This window comes from Serinicoccus sp. JS2-9, assembly GCF_059025165.1.
In genome coordinates this window covers 2,648,960-2,664,552 of sequence record NZ_CM180091.1, presented here as the reverse complement: position 1 = coordinate 2,664,552, position 15,593 = coordinate 2,648,960, and the positions used below count along the sequence as shown (strand labels likewise).

Here is a 15,593-nt window from a genome sequence, read left to right as displayed (position 1 = left end):
ATCGTCCGGCCACCGACCGACCGACGGACCGACCGAGGAGGATCAGCGCCGTGGCGATGACCGCGAAGGTCAAGGACGAGCTGAGCCGGCTGCCCGTGACTCGGACCTGCTGCCGCAAGGCGGAGGTCTCCACGATGCTGCGCTTCGCCGGGGGCCTGCACATCGTGGGCGGTCGGATCGTCATCGAGGCCGAGCTGGACACGGCGCAGAGCGCCCGCCGGCTGCGGACCTTCATGGCCGAGGTCTACGGCTCGAGCAGCGAGCTGGTCGTCATGAGCCCCGGCGGGTTGCGCAAGCAGACGCGGTATGTCGTGCGCGCCACCTCCGACGGTGAGGCGCTGGCACGCCAGACCGGGCTGATCGACCACCGCGGCCGGCCGGTCCGGGGACTGCCGCCTCGGGTCGTCGGTGCCTCGGTGTGCGACGCCGAGGCGGCGTGGCGTGGTGCCTTCATCGCGCACGGCTCGATCACCGAGCCCGGCCGGTCCTCGGCGATGGAGGTGACGTGCCCGGGGCCGGAGGCGGCCCTGGCACTGGTGGGTGCGGCGCGCCGGCTCGGGATCCAGGCCAAGGCGCGGGAGGTGCGTGGGGTGGACCGGGTCGTGATCCGCGACGGTGACGCGATCGGGGCGATGCTCACCCGGTTGGGGGCTCACGACGCGGTGCTGGCCTGGGAGGAGCGGCGGATGCGGCGTGAGGTCCGGGCCACCGCCAACCGGCTCGCCAACTTCGACGACGCCAACCTGCGCCGGTCGGCCAGGGCGGCCGTCGCCGCCGGTGCCCGTGTGGAGCGGGCCCTGGAGATCATGGGAGAGCAGGTCCCCGAGCACCTTCGTGTCGCCGGGGCGCTGCGCCTGGAGCACAAGCAGGCCAGCCTCGAGGAGCTGGGGCAGCTCGCAGACCCGCCGATGACCAAGGACGCCGTCGCGGGCCGTATCCGGCGACTGCTGGCGATGGCCGACAAGCGTGCCGAGGAGCTCGGGATCGAGGGCACCGAGGCCAATCTCACCGCGGACATGCTGGACGACTGACCCGGGTCAACCGCCGGTTGGAACCCGGGGGGAGGTGCGGATAGGTTGGGAGCAGGACGACGGCGTCTGACCGAGCGGTCCGCATCGGGCGTGCCGCAGCAATTCATCGAGGAGAGGTTCTTCCATGACCGTTCGCGTAGGTATCAACGGCTTCGGTCGCATCGGCCGCAACTTCACGCGCGCCGTGCTGGCCTCCGGGGCCGACATCGAGATCGTGGGCGTCAACGACCTCACGGACAACCACACCCTGGCCCACCTGCTGAAGTACGACTCGATCTTGGGGCGCCTGGAGGGCGAGGTGACCGCCAGCGAGGACGAGATCAGCGTCGACGGGACCGTCATCAAGAGCTTCGCCGAGAAGGACCCCTCGGCGCTGCCCTGGGGCGAGCTCGGTGCGGACGTCGTCGTGGAGTCGACGGGCATCTTCACCGACGCCACCAAGGCGCGGGCGCACATCGACGCCGGAGCGAAGAAGGTCCTCATCTCGGCCCCCGCCAAGAACGAGGACATCACCGTCGTGATGGGCGTCAACGAGCAGGACTACGACGCGGACGCGCACACGATCATCTCGAATGCCTCGTGCACGACGAACTGCCTCGCCCCGATGGCCAAGGTCCTGAACGACGAGTTCGGCATCGTCAAGGGCCTGATGACGACCATCCACGCCTACACCGCGGACCAGAACCTGCAGGACGGCCCGCACAAGGACCTGCGCCGGGCGCGGGCCGCGGCGCTCAACATCGTCCCGACCAAGACCGGGGCCGCTCAGGCTGTCGCCCTGGTCCTGCCCGAGCTCAAGGGCAAGTTCGACGGCTACGCGCTGCGGGTCCCGACGCCGACCGGTTCGGCGACCGACCTCACCTTCCAGACGAGCCGTGAGGTCACCGTGGAGGAGGTCAACGCGGCCGTCAAGAAGGCGGCAGAGGGCCCGCTTCAGGGCATACTGACCTACACCGAGGACCCCATCGTGTCCAAGGACATCGAGACCCACCCCGCCTCCTGCATCTTCGACGCCGGGCTCACCAAGGTGATCGGCGACCAGGTCAAGGTGGTTGGCTGGTACGACAACGAGTGGGGCTACTCCAACCGTCTGGTCGACCTCGTCGCCCTGGTGGGCAGCAAGCTCTGATGCGGACGATCGAGCAGCTGAGCGAGGAGCTCGGCGGGCTGTCCGGACGCACGGTGCTGGTCCGGAGCGACCTCAACGTCCCGCTGGACGGCGAGACCATCACCGACGACGGCCGGGTGCGCGCCTCGGTGCCCACGATCTCGACGTTGACCGCCCAGGGTGCACGCGTGGTCGTGTGTGCCCACCTGGGTCGGCCCAAGGGCACGCCGGACCCGGCCTACTCCCTGGCCCCGGTCGCGCGTCGGCTCGACGAGCTCCTGGGTGACGACGTGACGGTCGACTTCGTCGAGGAGACCGTCGGGCCACGCGCCGCCGCGGCGGTGGCCGGGATGTCCGACGGCGACGTCCTCGTCCTGGAGAACCTCCGGTTCAACCCGGGGGAGACCGCCAAGGGCGAGCAGGAGCGGGCCGACTTCGCCCGCGCGCTCGCCGAGCCCGCCGACGCCTACGTCTCCGACGGCTTCGGGGTCGTCCACCGTGCGCAGGCATCCGTCTACGACGTCGCGCGGCTGCTGCCGCACGCGGCGGGCGGCCTCGTGCGCTCCGAGGTCGAGATCATGCGAGCGCTGCGCGAGGACCCGGCCCGCCCCTATGCCGTCATCCTCGGCGGCGCCAAGGTCAGCGACAAGCTGGGCGTCATCGAGTCGCTCATCACCGTCGCGGACCGGCTCCTCATCGGAGGCGGGATGGTCTTCACCTTCCTCAAGGCCCAGGGCCACGAGGTGGGGACCAGTTTGTTGGAGCAGGACCAGGTCGAGGTGGTCAAGGGCTACCTGGAGACCGCCGAGGAGCGAGGCGTCGAGATCGTCCTGCCCACGGACGTCGTCGTGGCCGACGCGTTCTCCGCCGAGACGGCGCACGAGGTCGTCCCGGCCGACGCCATCCCCGCCGACCGGATGGGGCTGGACATCGGGCCGGACTCCGAGAGGCTCTTCATCGAGCGCCTCGCCGACGCCCGGACCATCTTCTGGAACGGCCCGATGGGCGCCTTCGAGATGGAGCCCTTCGCCTCGGGCACCCGTGCGGTGGCGCAGGCCCTGGTGGAGCGCACCGCGGACGGCGCGATGACCGTGGTCGGTGGCGGAGACTCCGCTGCCGCGGTGCGGGAGTTCGGCCACGCCGAGGACGACTTCGGCCACATCTCCACCGGTGGTGGGGCGAGCCTGGAGTACCTCGAGGGCAAAGAGCTCCCCGGACTACAGGTGTTGGAGGACTGAGGACATGGCGAGCAGCTCGCGGACCCCGCTGATGGCGGGCAACTGGAAGATGAACCTCGACCACCTCCAGGCGACGCACATGGTGCAGAAGCTGGACTGGACCCTGCGCGACGGCAAGCACGACTACGCCGCCGTCGAGGTCGTCGTCGTGCCACCGTTCACCGACCTACGGTCGGTCCAGACCCTGGTCCAGGGGGACGGACTGGCCCTGGGCTACGGCGGTCAGGACCTGAGCGAGCACGACGAAGGGGCCTACACCGGCGAGATCTCCGGTGCCTTCCTCGCCAAGCTCGGGTGCACCTACGTCGTGGTCGGCCACAGCGAGCGACGCGACTACCACCAGGAGACCGACGAGATGGTGGCCGCCAAGGTGCGGGCCGCCCTGCGGCACGAGCTGAGCCCGATCCTGTGCGTCGGCGAGCCGCTCGAGGTGCGACAGGCCGGGCAGCACGTCGAGCACGTGGTCACCCAGCTCCGTGCGGCGCTGGAAGGCCTGGACGCCGAGCAGGTCGCCCGGGTGGTCGTGGCCTACGAGCCGGTCTGGGCGATCGGCACCGGCGAGGTGGCCACGCCCGACGACGCGCAGGAGGTCTGCGCCGCGGTCCGTGCGACCGTGGCCGACCTGGTGGGACAGGACGTGGCCGACGGGCTGCGGGTGCTCTACGGCGGGTCGGTCAAGCCGGCCAACGTAGCCGAGATCATGGCCCGGGAGGATGTCGACGGTGCGCTGGTCGGCGGTGCCTCGCTCTCGGTCGACGACTTCTCCTCGATCTGCCGCTACCAGCAGCACGCGGGCACCACGGGCTGAGCCGCGGTTCGGCCCAGCCGCCCGGCTGAGATACGCTGTCTGATGCCCCGGAGGCTCCGGCCCGGGGCATCAGATGGTGATCCGGTCGCCGTCGCTGTCCGTGTCAACTCCGACGACGAGGTGTGCCCACGTGGAGTACGTCCGCTGGTTCCTGGACGCCCTGCTGGTCATCACCAGCTGCTTTCTGGTGCTGCTGATCCTCATGCACAAGGGCCGTGGGGGAGGCATGTCGGACATGTTCGGCGGCGGGATGAGCAGCAGCCTGGGCGGGAGCTCGGTCGCCGAGCGCAACCTCAACCGGATCACCGTCGCGATGGCCCTGATCTGGGTCGCGGTGATCGTCGGGCTCGGGGTGCTCGTCCGCTTCAGCTGACCCGCGTGGGCCCGCCCTTCCGTGGTGGGGCGGCACCGGGGGAGTAGGCTCACCCCGTTGCGTCCCGACGGCGAGAGAGGCACCACGATGGTCAACACCAATGCGATCCGCGGGTCCCGGGTGGGGTCAGGGCCCATGGGGGAGAGCGAGCGCGGTGACTCCGCCCCCCGGTTCACCGTGACCTACTGGTGCGCCCACGGCCACCTCACCCAACCCAGCTTCGCCGAGCACGGTGAGGTGCAGGTCCCGGACACCTGGGACTGCCCGCGCTGTGGTCTCCCGGCGGGGCGTGACGCCGACAACCCACCTGAGGCGCCTCGAACCGAGCCCTACAAGACGCATCTCGCCTACGTCAAGGAGCGGCGCAGCGCCACGGACGGCGCAGCGCTCCTGGACGAGGCTCTCGGTCGATTGCGGGACCGCGGCTACGGCGGATCCTCCTCGGGGGGCTGAGTCCACCGCACCACCCGGTCCCGGGTGCCCCCGACCTCGGGAGCCGCCGAGGTCAGTCCGCTGGTGGGCTCTGGCCGGCCCGGACGGCTTCGCTGCGTGTGCTACCCCGTCGGATGGCGGGAAGCCCGCCGCACAGGGCGCGCGCGTAGACCTCGTCCGGGTCCAGGCGGCGCAGCTCGTCGGCCAGGGCTCCGGAGGCGCTGGGGGTGTGCAGCGCCACCAGCCTCGGCTGGCTCCCCACCGCCCTGAGCATCGCGGTGTCCGCTCCGTCCTCGCTACGGACGAGGTCCACCGGTCCGGAAGGCCGCTGGAGCCGGATGCTCTGCACACCGCTGCCCACGGGCGTCCGCACGCGTTCGACAGGACAGTTCAGCGCCTGGGCGAGCCATCCGGCGAGCAGGTCGCAGCTGGGGCACTCCGGCTCACCCGCCACCGTGACCCACTCGACGGCTTCGTAGGGCTCGGTCTCCAGCGCGGCCGCGAGCAGAGCGCGCCACCGGGTGATGCGGGTCCAGGTCAGGTCGGTGTCCCCGGCCCGGTAGTGCTTGGCCCGGCGGCGCAGCTCGTTGGCCGGGGTGACGTCCCCGGCCGCCGCATCGGTGATCCTGCGGTGCGCCATCTGACCCCAGGGTGAGCCGGCCACGTCGGACGGGGCTCCACCCGGCCACCAGGCGACGATGGGGGAGTCGGGCAGGAGCAGCGGGGTCACGACGGCCGGGCCGTGCCGGGTGAGCTCGCCGTAGAGCCGCAGCACGACGATCTCGGAGGCTCCGGCGTCTCCGCCCACACGGATCTGGGCATCCAGCCGGCTGCGGCCACGAGCGGTCGAGCTGACCACGGCGAGGATGCGGGCCGGGTGCTGGCGGGTGGCCTCGTTGGCCATCTCCAGCGCGTCGTCGGCCACGTCCTCGTCCACGATCACCAGGAGCGTGAGGACCCGCCCCATGGCCATGGCGCCGACGTCGTTGCGCAGACGGACGAGGTTGCTGGCCACATCACCAGCGGTGGTTCCGGGCAGGTCGACGATCACGGGAGCCTCCACTCACGTCCGTCGCGACGCATGAGCTCATCGGCGTCCGGCGGGCCCCAGGTGCCTGCGGGGTAGTCCTGCGGGGGGTCCTCGCTCGCGGCCCAGTGGTCGATGACGGGGTCCAGGATCCGCCACGACTGCTCCACCTCGGCGTGGCGGGGGAACAACGGGGGCTCCCCGAGCAGGACGTCCAGGATCAGACGCTCGTAGGCCTCCGGGCTGGACTCGGTGAAGGAGCTGCCGTAGCCGAAGTCCATGGTGACGTCGCGCACCTCCATCTGGCTGCCCGGCACCTTGGAGCCGAAGCGCATCGTCATCCCCTCGTCCGGCTGCACCCGGATGACGATCGCGTTGGACCCGAGCTCCTCGGTCGCCGTCGAGGTGAAGGGCAGGTGCGGTGCGCGGCGGAAGACCACGGCGATCTCCGTCACCCGCTTGCCCAGCCGTTTTCCAGTGCGCAGGTAGAACGGCACACCGGCCCACCTGCGGGTGCGGACGTCCACCCGCAGCGCGGCATACGTCTCGGTGTCGGCGGCGGGGTCGACGCCCTCCTCGTCCAGGTAGCCCTCGACCTTGTCGGTGCCCTGCCAGCCCGCGGAGTAGCGACCCCGGGCGGTCGCGGTGTCCAGGTCCGGCGGCAGGCTCACCGCGGCGAGCACCTTCTCCTTCTCGGCCCGCACCGCGTCGGCCGTGAAGGCGACCGGCTCCTCCATCGCGGTGAGCGCCAGCAGCTGGAGGAGATGGTTCTGGATGACGTCCCGGGCGGCTCCGACCTCGTCGTAGTAGCCGGCCCGACCGCCGATGCCGATGTCCTCGGCCATGGTGATCTGCACGTGGTCGACGTAGTTCCCGTTCCAGATCGGCTCGAAGAGCTGGTTGGCGAAGCGGAGCGCCAGGATGTTCTGGACCGTCTCCTTGCCCAGGTAGTGGTCGATCCGGAAGACCGCGTCCGGCGGGAAGACACCCTCGACGATGGAGTTCAACTCCTGCGCGCTCTCCAGGTCGTGCCCGAACGGCTTCTCGATGACCACCCGCCGCCACGTGCCGGGGCGGGGGTCGGACAACCCGGACTCCTGCAGCTGGGTGCAGACCGCGGCGAACCAGGACGGGGGGATCGAGAGGTAGAACGCGTGGTTGCCACCGGTCCCGCGCTCCTCGTCGAGCTGGTCGACGGTGCGGGCGAGCAGCTCGAAGGCCTCGGCGTCGTCGAACGAGCCGGGGACGAAGCGGAAGCCGTCCGCGAGCGAGCGCCATACCTCCTCACGGAACTCGGTGCGCGCGTGCTGACGCACCGAGTCGTGCACCACCTTGGCGAAGTCCTGGTCCTCCCAGTCGCGGCGGGCGAAGCCGACCAGGGAGAAGCCGGGGGGCAGCAGGCCGCGGTTGGCGAGGTCGTAGATCGCCGGCATGAGCTTCTTGCGTGCCAGGTCGCCGGTCACGCCGAACATCACCATGCTGCACGGCCCCGCGATGCGCGGCAGGCGCTTGTCGTCGGGGTCGCGCAGCGGGTTGCTCTCCGCCGTGACCGGCGTGGGGGAGCCGCTCACGAGGTGAGGACGTCACGCAGCTGGGCCAGGCCGACCGACTGGTCGGTGAGGTGCAGGCGCAGCACGGGTCGGTCGTGGTCGGCCAGCACCGCGGCGTCACCGGCAGCCTGGGCGGCGATGAACTGCCCGAAGGTGTAGTCCTTGCCGGGCACCTCGAGGTCTTCCCCCGGGGTGCCGGTCACCTGGAGGTAGACCCCTTGGGCCGGCCCGCCCTTGTGGTACTGCCCGGTCGAGTGCAGGAAGCGCGGCCCCCAGCCGAAGGTGACCGGTCGGCCGGTGCGTCGCACCAGCGCGGCCTGCACCTCGCTGAGATCGGCGTGCTCGACCCGGTCGAGGTAGACCATGACGCCGAGGTAGCCCCGCTGGGCGTCCAGCTGGTCCAGGAGGGCGCTCACCGCGTCCGCGACAGAGGTGGCGTCCGCGGGGAGCCAGTCGCCCCCGCCGGTGCGCACCTCGACCGCGCCGTCGGTGAGGCGGGCCTGCTCACCGCCGCCGGTCCCCTCCGCCATGATGTCGCGGGCCGCCTGCTTGGCGCTCTCGACGTCGGGCTGGTCGAAGGGGTTGATGCCGAGCAGCCGCCCGGCGACGGCGGTCGCGACCTCCCACAGCAGCAGCTGCGCACCGAGCGACCCCGCGACGTCCACCCGGGACCCGGCCGAGGGCGGCCCGGACCCGTCGACGTCCGGAGAGTCCTCACCGGTGAGCACCACGACGGTGCAGTCGGAGAGGTCCTGGATGCCGGCCGTGGGCTCCGAACCCGGGGGCGTGACGACGGGCAGGACTCCGGTGCCCTGCTTGCCGGTCGACTCGGCGATCAGTTGCTCGGCCCAGTCGCCGAGCCCCTCGATGCCCGACCCGGCGTCGGTGAAGAGCAGCTTGTCGCGCAACGGCTCGGTGCCACCCAGCGCCGCGCCGAGGCGGAGGCCCGGGTTGGCCTCGTCGTCCTCGGCGAGGAGATCGGCCACCTCCTCGACCTCGTCGAGGAGCGCGCCCACGTCGACCCCGGCCAGGCCGGAGGGGACCAGACCGAAGGCGGTGAGGGCGGAGTAGCGCCCCCCCACGTCGGGGTCGGCGTTGACGACGCGGTAGCCGTCGGCCCGCGACTGCTCGTCCAGCGGGCTGCCGGGGTCGGTGACGACGACCACCCGGTCGGTGGGATCGATCCCGGCGTCGGTGAAGGCCTGCACGAAGGCCCGGCGCTGGCTGTCGGTCTCCAGCGTCGAGCCCGACTTGGACGACACCACGACAGCCGTGTGCTCCAGGTCCTCGGCGAGGGCGGCGCGCACCATGTCCGGGTCGGAGCTGTCCAGCACCACCAGCGGGACCCCGGCGGTCGCGGTGATGACCTCGGGAGCCAACGACGACCCGCCCATGCCGCACAGGACGACGCGGGTGACCCCGCGCTCGCGCAGCTCCTCCCGCAGCGCCTCCACCTCACCGACGAGCGGCCGGGAGGAGCGGGCCAGACCGACCCACGACAGGCGCTTGCCGGCCTCGTCCTCGGCCTCGGGACCCCACAGTGTGGCGTCCTGGTCGAAGAGCCGGGAGGCGAAGGACTCCTCCACCAGGGCGGGCAGGTGCGCGGCCACCGCCTCGGCCGCCGCCCCGGTGGCGGTCACGGTGAGGGTGCTCATGCGTCCTTCCCGGCGGTGTCGTCACCGCTCGCGGAGAGCTGCTCCTCGACGGTCTCAAGCAGTTCGCTCCAGGACTTCTCGAACTTGTCGACACCCTCGACCTCCAGCACCTCGACCACCTCGGCGTAGGAGACGCCGACGCGCTCGAGATCGTCGAGGACCTGCTGCGCCTCGGCATACCCACCGGTGACCGTGTCACCCTGCAGCTCGGCGTGGTCGACGGTCGCCTCGAGGGTCTTGCCCGGCATGGTGTTGACGGTGTGGGGTGCCACGAGCCCGGTGACGTACATGGTGTCCTCGTAGTCCGGGTTCTTGACACCGGTCGAGGCCCACAGGGGGCGCTGGACGTGCGCACCGTCGTCGGCGAGGTTCTGCCAGCGGGGGGTGCCGAAGACCTCCTCGAAGGCCTGGTAGGCCAGCCGGGCGTTGGCCAGCCCGGCCTTGCCCTTGAGCGCCTCGGCCTCCTCGGTGCCGATCGCGTCGAGCCGGTCGTCGATCTCGGAGTCCACCCGGGAGACGAAGAAGCTGGCGACGGACCGGATCGTGGACAGGTCCTTGCCGTGCTCGCGAGCCTGCTCCAGGCCGGTCAGGTAGGCGTTCATCACCCCCCGGTAGCGGTCGAGGGAGAAGATCAGCGTGACGTTGACGCTGATGCCCTCGGCGAGCGTCTGCGAGATGGCTCCCAGCCCCTCGACGGTGGCCGGGATCTTGATGAACAGGTTGGGCCGGTCGATCTCCCGCCACAGGCGCTGCGCCATCTCAGCGGTGGCCGTGGCGTCCTTGGCCATCCCCGGGTCGACCTCGATGGACACCCGGCCGTCCCGGCCGTCGGTCTGCTCGTAGACCGGGAGGAAGACGTCGCAGGCGTTGCGGACGTCCTCCGTGGTCAGGGCGAAGACGGCGGCGTCGACGTCGGCCCCGTCGGAGGCCAGGCTCGCGATCTGGTCGTCGTAGGCGTCGCCCTCGGACAGGGCGCTAGCGAAGATCGTCGGGTTGGTGGTGACCCCCAGCACGCCGCGGTCGATGTAGGACTGCAGGTCGCCACTGGTGATCATCGGGCGGTTGAGGTCGTCGAGCCAGACGGATACGCCCGCGTCGGCGAGGTCGTGGAGGGTGGTGCGGGTGCTCTCGGTGCTCATGGTGCTCTCCTTCAGGTCTGGGGTGTGTGGAAGCGGTGCGTTCCCTCAGGCGCCGGGGGCCTCAGGCCCACTGGGGTCCAGCACCTGGGCACCACCGGGGACCGGGGTGCCGGAGGCGTCCTCGATAGAGTCACGGGCCGCGGCGACCACGGCGTCGGCGGTGATGCCGAACTCGCGGTAGAGCCGCTGGTAGTCGGCGCTGGCGCCGTAGTGCTCGAGCGAGACGATGCGGCCGGCGTCGCCGACCACCTCGCGCCAGCCCTGCGCCACCGCCGCCTCGACGCTGACCCTGGCGCGCACGGAGCCGGGCAGCACCTGGTCGCGGTAGGCCTGGTCCTGGGCGTCGAACCACTCGCGGCACGGCATCGACACCACCCGGGTGTGGACGCCGCTGGCCTCCAGCTGCTCCCGCGCCTGCACCGCCAGCTGCACCTCGGATCCGGTGCCTACGAGGATGACGTCGGGGGAGCCGCCCACCGCGTCGACGAGCACGTAACCGCCCCGGGCCGTCCCGTCGGCCGAGCCCATCTCGGTGCGGGAGAAGGTCGGGACGTTCTGCCGGGTCAGCACCAGCGCAGCGGGGTGGTCGGTGATGCCGAGCACCGTGCGCCAGGCCACGGCCGTCTCGTTGGCGTCAGCCGGCCGGACGACGTCCAGCCCCGGGATCGCCCGCAGGGCTGCCAGGTGCTCGATCGGCTGGTGCGTGGGACCGTCCTCACCCAGGCCGATGGAGTCGTGGGTCCAGACGTAGATCGGGTTGATCTGCTGGATCGCCGCGAGTCGCAGCGACGGGCGCATGTAGTCGGAGAAGGTCAGGAACGTCCCGCCGTACGGGCGGGTGAGCCCTTCCAAGCAGATGCCGTTGAGGATCATGCCCATACCGTGCTCGCGGATGCCGAAGTGCAGCGTCCGGCCGTACTCGTCGCCGGGGAACATGTCGGTGGCCTTGCTGCTGGGCACGAACGAGGGCACGCCGGACATCGTCGTGTTGTTGGACCCGGCCAGGTCGGCGGAGCCACCCCACAGCTCTGGCATGACCTCGGCGATCGCGTCGAGCACGGCACCGGAGGCCTTCCGGGTGGCCATCCCCGTGGCGTCGGCCTCGAAGGTCGGGATGGCCGCGTCCAGACCCGCCGGTAGCTCGTGGGCGCGCACGCGGTCCAGCATCGCGGCGCGCTCCGGGTTGGCCGCCCGCCAGGCGTCGTAGCGCTCGTCCCAGACCTGATGCGCCTCGCGGCCACGGTCCGCGACCCGGCGCGCGTGGGCCAGCACCTCGTCCTCGACCTCGAAGGTGCGCCGCGCGTCGAAGCCGAGCAGCTGCTTGGTGGCCGAGATCTCCTCGGCGCCCAGGGCGGAGCCGTGCGCCGCGCCGGTGTCCCGCGCGTCCGGGGCCGGCCAGGCGATGATGGTGCGCAGCAGCACCAGGGTCGGCCGGTCGGTGCGCGCCTTGGCCGCCTGGAGGGCGGCGAAGAGCTCGTCGACGTTCTCGGTGTAAGGCTCGGTCAGGCGCCAGTCCACGACCTCGGTGGCCCACCCGTACGCCTCGTAGCGGGCCGCCACGTCCTCGCTGAAGGAGATGTCGGTGTCGTCCTCGATCGAGATGAAGTTCTGGTCGTAGATCACCGTGAGGTTCGAGAGCTCCTGGTGACCGGCCAGCGAGGAGGCCTCGGAGGAGACGCCCTCCATGATGTCGCCGTCGGAGGCGATGACCCAGATCTGGTGGTCGAAGGGCGACTCACCGTCCGGCGCGTCCGGATCCAGCAGGCCGCGCTGGCGACGCTGCGCCATGGCCATGCCCACCGCGGAGGCCAGGCCGGAGCCGAGCGGACCGGTGGTGATGTTGACGCCGGGGGTGTGGTGCACCTCCGGGTGACCGGGCGTCCTGGAGCCCCAGGTGCGCAGCGCCTTGAGGTCGTCCAGCTCCAGCCCGTACCCGGACAGGTAGAGCTGGATGTACTGGGTGAGGCAGGAGTGCCCGGCCGACAGCACGAAACGGTCCGCCCCCAGCCAGTACGGATCGGACGGGTCGTGGACCATGACGTTCTGGTACAGCAGGTAAGCCAGTGGGGCCAGGCTCATCGCCGTCCCCGGGTGCCCGCTGCCGCACTTCTCCACGGCGTCGGCCGCCAGCAGACGGGCCGTGTCCACCGCTCTGACGTCGGCGTCGGACCACCCCACCTGGTCGCACACGGGCCGCGCCAGCGACTCGTCGCGGCGGGCGGTGAAGGTCTCGGTGGAGGTACTCACTGATTCAGCTCCTGACGTGGCGAGGGCTCGTGGCCAGGGCACGACCCCGTCGTGCCCTGCATACCCCCGACCTTAGTCCCTCCTGCCGTGGCGTCGACCGGGGCCGGGGGGTCTCCCCACCCGGCCCCGGCGGGCCCCGGTCGCCGCGTACCATGGCTCCTGTGGGTGCCCCTCCCGCCGACCTTGTTGCCGCTCTTCGAAGGACCTTCGTGACCACGCTCGATCCTCGCTTCGCACGGTCCCCGCGTGGGCGGCCGGCAGAGGCCCGAGGTGGGCGCGGGTGGCGCGTGGTCCTGCGCGACTACGTGTCGCTGACCAAACCGCGCATCATCGAGCTGCTCCTGGTCACGACCTTCCCGGTGATGTTCCTCGCCGAGCGCGGGGTCCCCGCGGTGTGGCTCATCGTCGCCACCCTAGTCGGGGGCACGTTGGCCGCGGCGTCCGCGAACGTCCTCAACTGCTACCTGGACCGCGACATCGACGCCCGGATGGACCGCACCTCGAAGCGGCCGCTGGTCACCGGCGCGATCCGCCCCGCACAGGCGCTCGCGTTCGGGGTGGTGCTCGGCGTCGCCGCCGTGCTGTGGCTCGGCCTGGTGGTCAACTGGCTGTCGGCGTGGCTCGCCCTGGGGGCCATCACCCTCTACGTCGTGTTCTACACGATCGTGCTCAAGCGGCGGACGAGCCAGAACATCGTCTGGGGTGGGGTGGCCGGATGCATGCCGGTCCTCATCGGCTGGTCGGCCGTGACCGACAGCCTCTCCTTCTCGGCGCTCATCCTCTTCCTCGTCGTCTTCTTCTGGACGCCGCCGCACTACTGGCCGCTGTCCATGCGGTTCAAGGAGGACTACGCGGCCGCCGGGGTGCCGATGCTGCCGGTCGTCGCGGAGGACGTCGCGGTCGGTCGCCAGGTGGTCGGGTATGCCTGGGTCACCGTGCTCACGTCGCTCACCCTCATCCCGGTGGCGCCGATGGGCTGGGTCTACACCGTGGTCGCCGTCCTCTCCGGCGGACTCTTCGTGCTCGAGTCGCACCGGCTCCTCGCGCGAGCCCGCGCCGGCGTCACCGGGCCGGCCCTCGGGGCGATGCGCCTCTTCCACTACTCGATCAGCTATCTCACGCTGCTCTTCCTCGGCGTGGCGGTCGACCCCCTCCTGTACTTCGCGCTGCGATGACGACGACCCATCGGCCGCGCACGGCATACCCGACCCGGGTCGTCGACCGCATCGCGCCGCCGGCACCGGGCCGGTGGCTGCGCACCATGGCCTGGGCCTCGCTCGTGGCCAACTCCCTGCTCATCCTCACCGGCGGTCTGGTCCGGCTCACCGCCAGCGGGCTGGGCTGCCCGACCTGGCCGCGCTGCACCGACGAGTCCTGGACCAACACGCCGGAGATGGGGGTGCACGGCTACATCGAGTTCGGCAACCGGCTGCTGACCTTCGTGCTCGTCGCGGTGGCGGTGCTCACCTTCCTCGCGGTGTGGCGGATCCGGCGCCGGCACCGCGATCTCTTCGTGCTGGGGCTGGTCATGGGCCTCGGTATCCCGGTCCAGGCGGTCATCGGGGGCGTCACGGTCCTCACCGGGCTGAACCCGTGGGTGGTCGGGATCCACTTCCTCGTCTCGGCGGTCCTCATCGCCCTCGGCGGGGTCCTGGTCAACCGGGTCCGGCGGGTCACCCTCCCGGAGGTCGCCCGCGCCGAGCGCTCAGGGCAGGCCGGGCGGGGCTCCGGGATGCGCGCCGCAGGGGCGGTCCTGGGGGTGAGCGCCTTCGCCGCGGTCTACCTCGGGACGCTCGTGACCGGCACCGGGCCACACTCCGGCGACGCCGGCGACGTGGCTCGGCACGCCTTCGACGCCTACTGGGTGACGCGGGCGCACGTGCTGCCGGTCTATCTGCTCGTGGGGACGCTGGTGCTCGCGCTGGTGCGGGGACTCCGCTCGCGCTGGCCCCGGGCGGTGATGGTCATGCTGGGGGTGCTGAGCGTGGTGGTCCTGCTCCAGGGGGCCGTGGGTTACTACCAGTACTTCACCGGGCTGCCGGTCGTCGCCGTGGCGCTCCACCTCGTGGGGGCCGCGGCCCTGTGCGCCGTCGCCGCCATGACGGTGGAGAAGATGTATGCCGTGTCCGCCCCGGCGGACGGCCGGAGCTGAGCCGGCGGACGCGGTCAGTCGGACCAGCGCAGCAGGAACCGGGCGGCCGCGCCTCCGACCAGACACCACGCGAGCAGCAGCAGCAGGGCGGGGCCGTCCCAGCCGCCATGGACGAAGGCCTGGCGGAGCGCGTCGCCGAGCGCAGCGGTGGGGAGCAGGGCGACCACCGGCGCACCGGGCAGCGCCTCCGGGGGTAGCAGGGCGCCGCCACCGGCGGCCAGCAGGACCCAGACGAGGTTGGCGAGGGCGAGCACCGCTTCCGCGCGCAGCGAGCCTCCGAGGCAGGCCGCGAGCGAGGCCAGGGCCGCGGCGCCGAGGACGACCGCGAACAGGGCGGGCAGCGTGCCTGTGAGGTCGGGGCGCCAGCCCAAGGCCACGGCCATGGCCCCGATGACGACCAGCTGCACCGCGAGGACGACGAGGACGGACAGGGCCTTGGCGAGCAGCAGGCCACCTCGACCGAGCGGCGTTGTGCCGAGCAGCCGCAGCACGCCCCACCGGCGCTCGAAGCCGAGCAGGATGGCCTGACCGGTGAAGGCCGTCGACAGCACCGCCAGCGCCAGGACTCCCGGCGCCAGCACGTCGATGCGCGCGACCCCGTCCCACGGCCCGACGGCCAGCGGGGGATACGGCGACAGGGCGAGTCCCACGAGGGCCAGCACGGGCAGGACCATCGAGACGAGCAGCTGCTCCCCGTGTCGGAGCAGCCCGCGGGCTTCGAAGCCGGCCTGGGCGAGCACCCGTCGCAACGGGGGTGCGACGGGGCTGGCCGAGGGTGCGGCCGCGGCTCCAGCAACGTCAGGGTGCTTCGTGCCCATGCCGTCTGCCTCTCC

14 protein-coding genes are annotated in these 15,593 nt (G+C 71.6%); 8 read left to right on the top strand and 6 right to left on the bottom strand.

Going from position 1 to position 15,593, the window contains the following annotated elements; all coding sequences use genetic code 11:
• The first annotated feature begins 50 nt into the window (after positions 1 to 50).
• From whiA to AC5PYY_RS12925, 6 genes are all read left to right on the top strand, one after another.
• Complete coding sequence (gene whiA / locus AC5PYY_RS12950) at positions 51 to 1,031, top strand: DNA-binding protein WhiA (RefSeq protein ID WP_493897218.1); 981 nt, start codon at positions 51 to 53, stop codon at positions 1,029 to 1,031.
• Between the two features lie 124 nt (positions 1,032 to 1,155).
• Positions 1,156 to 2,160 carry a type I glyceraldehyde-3-phosphate dehydrogenase gene (gene gap / locus AC5PYY_RS12945; protein ID WP_493897217.1) on the top strand — a complete coding sequence of 335 codons (1,005 nt, stop codon included), beginning with the start codon at positions 1,156 to 1,158 and terminating at the stop codon, positions 2,158 to 2,160.
• Positions 2,160 to 3,377: a phosphoglycerate kinase gene (locus AC5PYY_RS12940; RefSeq protein ID WP_493897216.1), complete on the top strand. Its 1,218-nt coding sequence runs from the start codon at positions 2,160 to 2,162 to the stop codon at positions 3,375 to 3,377. The genes gap and AC5PYY_RS12940 overlap by 1 nt, the downstream gene beginning before the upstream one ends.
• A gap of 4 nt (positions 3,378 to 3,381) precedes the next feature.
• Entirely contained in the window at positions 3,382 to 4,185 is an 804-nt protein-coding gene (gene tpiA, locus AC5PYY_RS12935; protein ID WP_493897215.1) for a triose-phosphate isomerase, read from the top strand.
• A gap of 130 nt (positions 4,186 to 4,315) precedes the next feature.
• Positions 4,316 to 4,558, top strand: a complete 243-nt coding sequence (secG, locus tag AC5PYY_RS12930) for a preprotein translocase subunit SecG (protein ID WP_493897214.1) — start codon at positions 4,316 to 4,318, stop codon at positions 4,556 to 4,558.
• Positions 4,559 to 4,645: 87 nt separating this feature from the next.
• Complete coding sequence (locus AC5PYY_RS12925; RefSeq protein WP_493897213.1) at positions 4,646 to 5,011, top strand: RNA polymerase-binding protein RbpA; 366 nt, start codon at positions 4,646 to 4,648, stop codon at positions 5,009 to 5,011.
• A gap of 52 nt (positions 5,012 to 5,063) precedes the next feature.
• Here AC5PYY_RS12925 and AC5PYY_RS12920 read toward each other — a convergent pair whose 3' ends face one another.
• The 5 genes from AC5PYY_RS12920 to tkt are packed head-to-tail and all read right to left on the bottom strand — an operon-like array spanning position 5,064 to position 12,608.
• The gene (locus AC5PYY_RS12920; RefSeq protein WP_493897212.1) at positions 5,064 to 6,041 is read right to left on the bottom strand and encodes a glucose-6-phosphate dehydrogenase assembly protein OpcA; all 978 of its coding nucleotides are present in this window, start codon (positions 6,039 to 6,041) and stop codon (positions 5,064 to 5,066) included.
• The gene (zwf, locus tag AC5PYY_RS12915) at positions 6,038 to 7,588 is read right to left on the bottom strand and encodes a glucose-6-phosphate dehydrogenase (protein WP_493897211.1); all 1,551 of its coding nucleotides are present in this window, start codon (positions 7,586 to 7,588) and stop codon (positions 6,038 to 6,040) included. The genes AC5PYY_RS12920 and zwf overlap by 4 nt, the downstream gene beginning before the upstream one ends.
• Complete coding sequence (locus AC5PYY_RS12910; RefSeq protein ID WP_493897210.1) at positions 7,585 to 9,222, bottom strand: phosphoglucose isomerase-related protein; 1,638 nt, start codon at positions 9,220 to 9,222, stop codon at positions 7,585 to 7,587. The genes zwf and AC5PYY_RS12910 overlap by 4 nt, the downstream gene beginning before the upstream one ends.
• A complete protein-coding gene (gene tal / locus AC5PYY_RS12905; RefSeq protein WP_493897209.1) occupies positions 9,219 to 10,361 on the bottom strand; it encodes a transaldolase in 1,143 nt (380 codons plus the stop codon). The genes AC5PYY_RS12910 and tal overlap by 4 nt, the downstream gene beginning before the upstream one ends.
• A 45-nt stretch (positions 10,362 to 10,406) precedes the next feature.
• On the bottom strand, positions 10,407 to 12,608 hold the full coding sequence (gene tkt, locus AC5PYY_RS12900; RefSeq protein ID WP_493897208.1) for a transketolase: 2,202 nt from the start codon (positions 12,606 to 12,608) through the stop codon (positions 10,407 to 10,409).
• A 209-nt stretch (positions 12,609 to 12,817) separates the two neighbouring features.
• Here tkt and AC5PYY_RS12895 point away from each other — a divergent pair, with 209 nt between their 5' ends.
• Positions 12,818 to 13,783: a heme o synthase gene (locus tag AC5PYY_RS12895; RefSeq protein ID WP_493897207.1), complete on the top strand. Its 966-nt coding sequence runs from the start codon at positions 12,818 to 12,820 to the stop codon at positions 13,781 to 13,783.
• Complete coding sequence (locus tag AC5PYY_RS12890; RefSeq protein ID WP_493897206.1) at positions 13,780 to 14,760, top strand: COX15/CtaA family protein; 981 nt, start codon at positions 13,780 to 13,782, stop codon at positions 14,758 to 14,760. Before AC5PYY_RS12895 ends, AC5PYY_RS12890 begins: the two co-directional genes overlap by 4 nt.
• Positions 14,761 to 14,774: 14 nt before the next feature.
• Here the strand turns inward: AC5PYY_RS12890 and AC5PYY_RS12885 are convergent, their stop codons facing one another.
• Positions 14,775 to 15,578: an ABC transporter permease gene (locus tag AC5PYY_RS12885; protein WP_493897205.1), complete on the bottom strand. Its 804-nt coding sequence runs from the start codon at positions 15,576 to 15,578 to the stop codon at positions 14,775 to 14,777.
• Between the last annotated feature and the right edge of the window lie 15 nt (positions 15,579 to 15,593).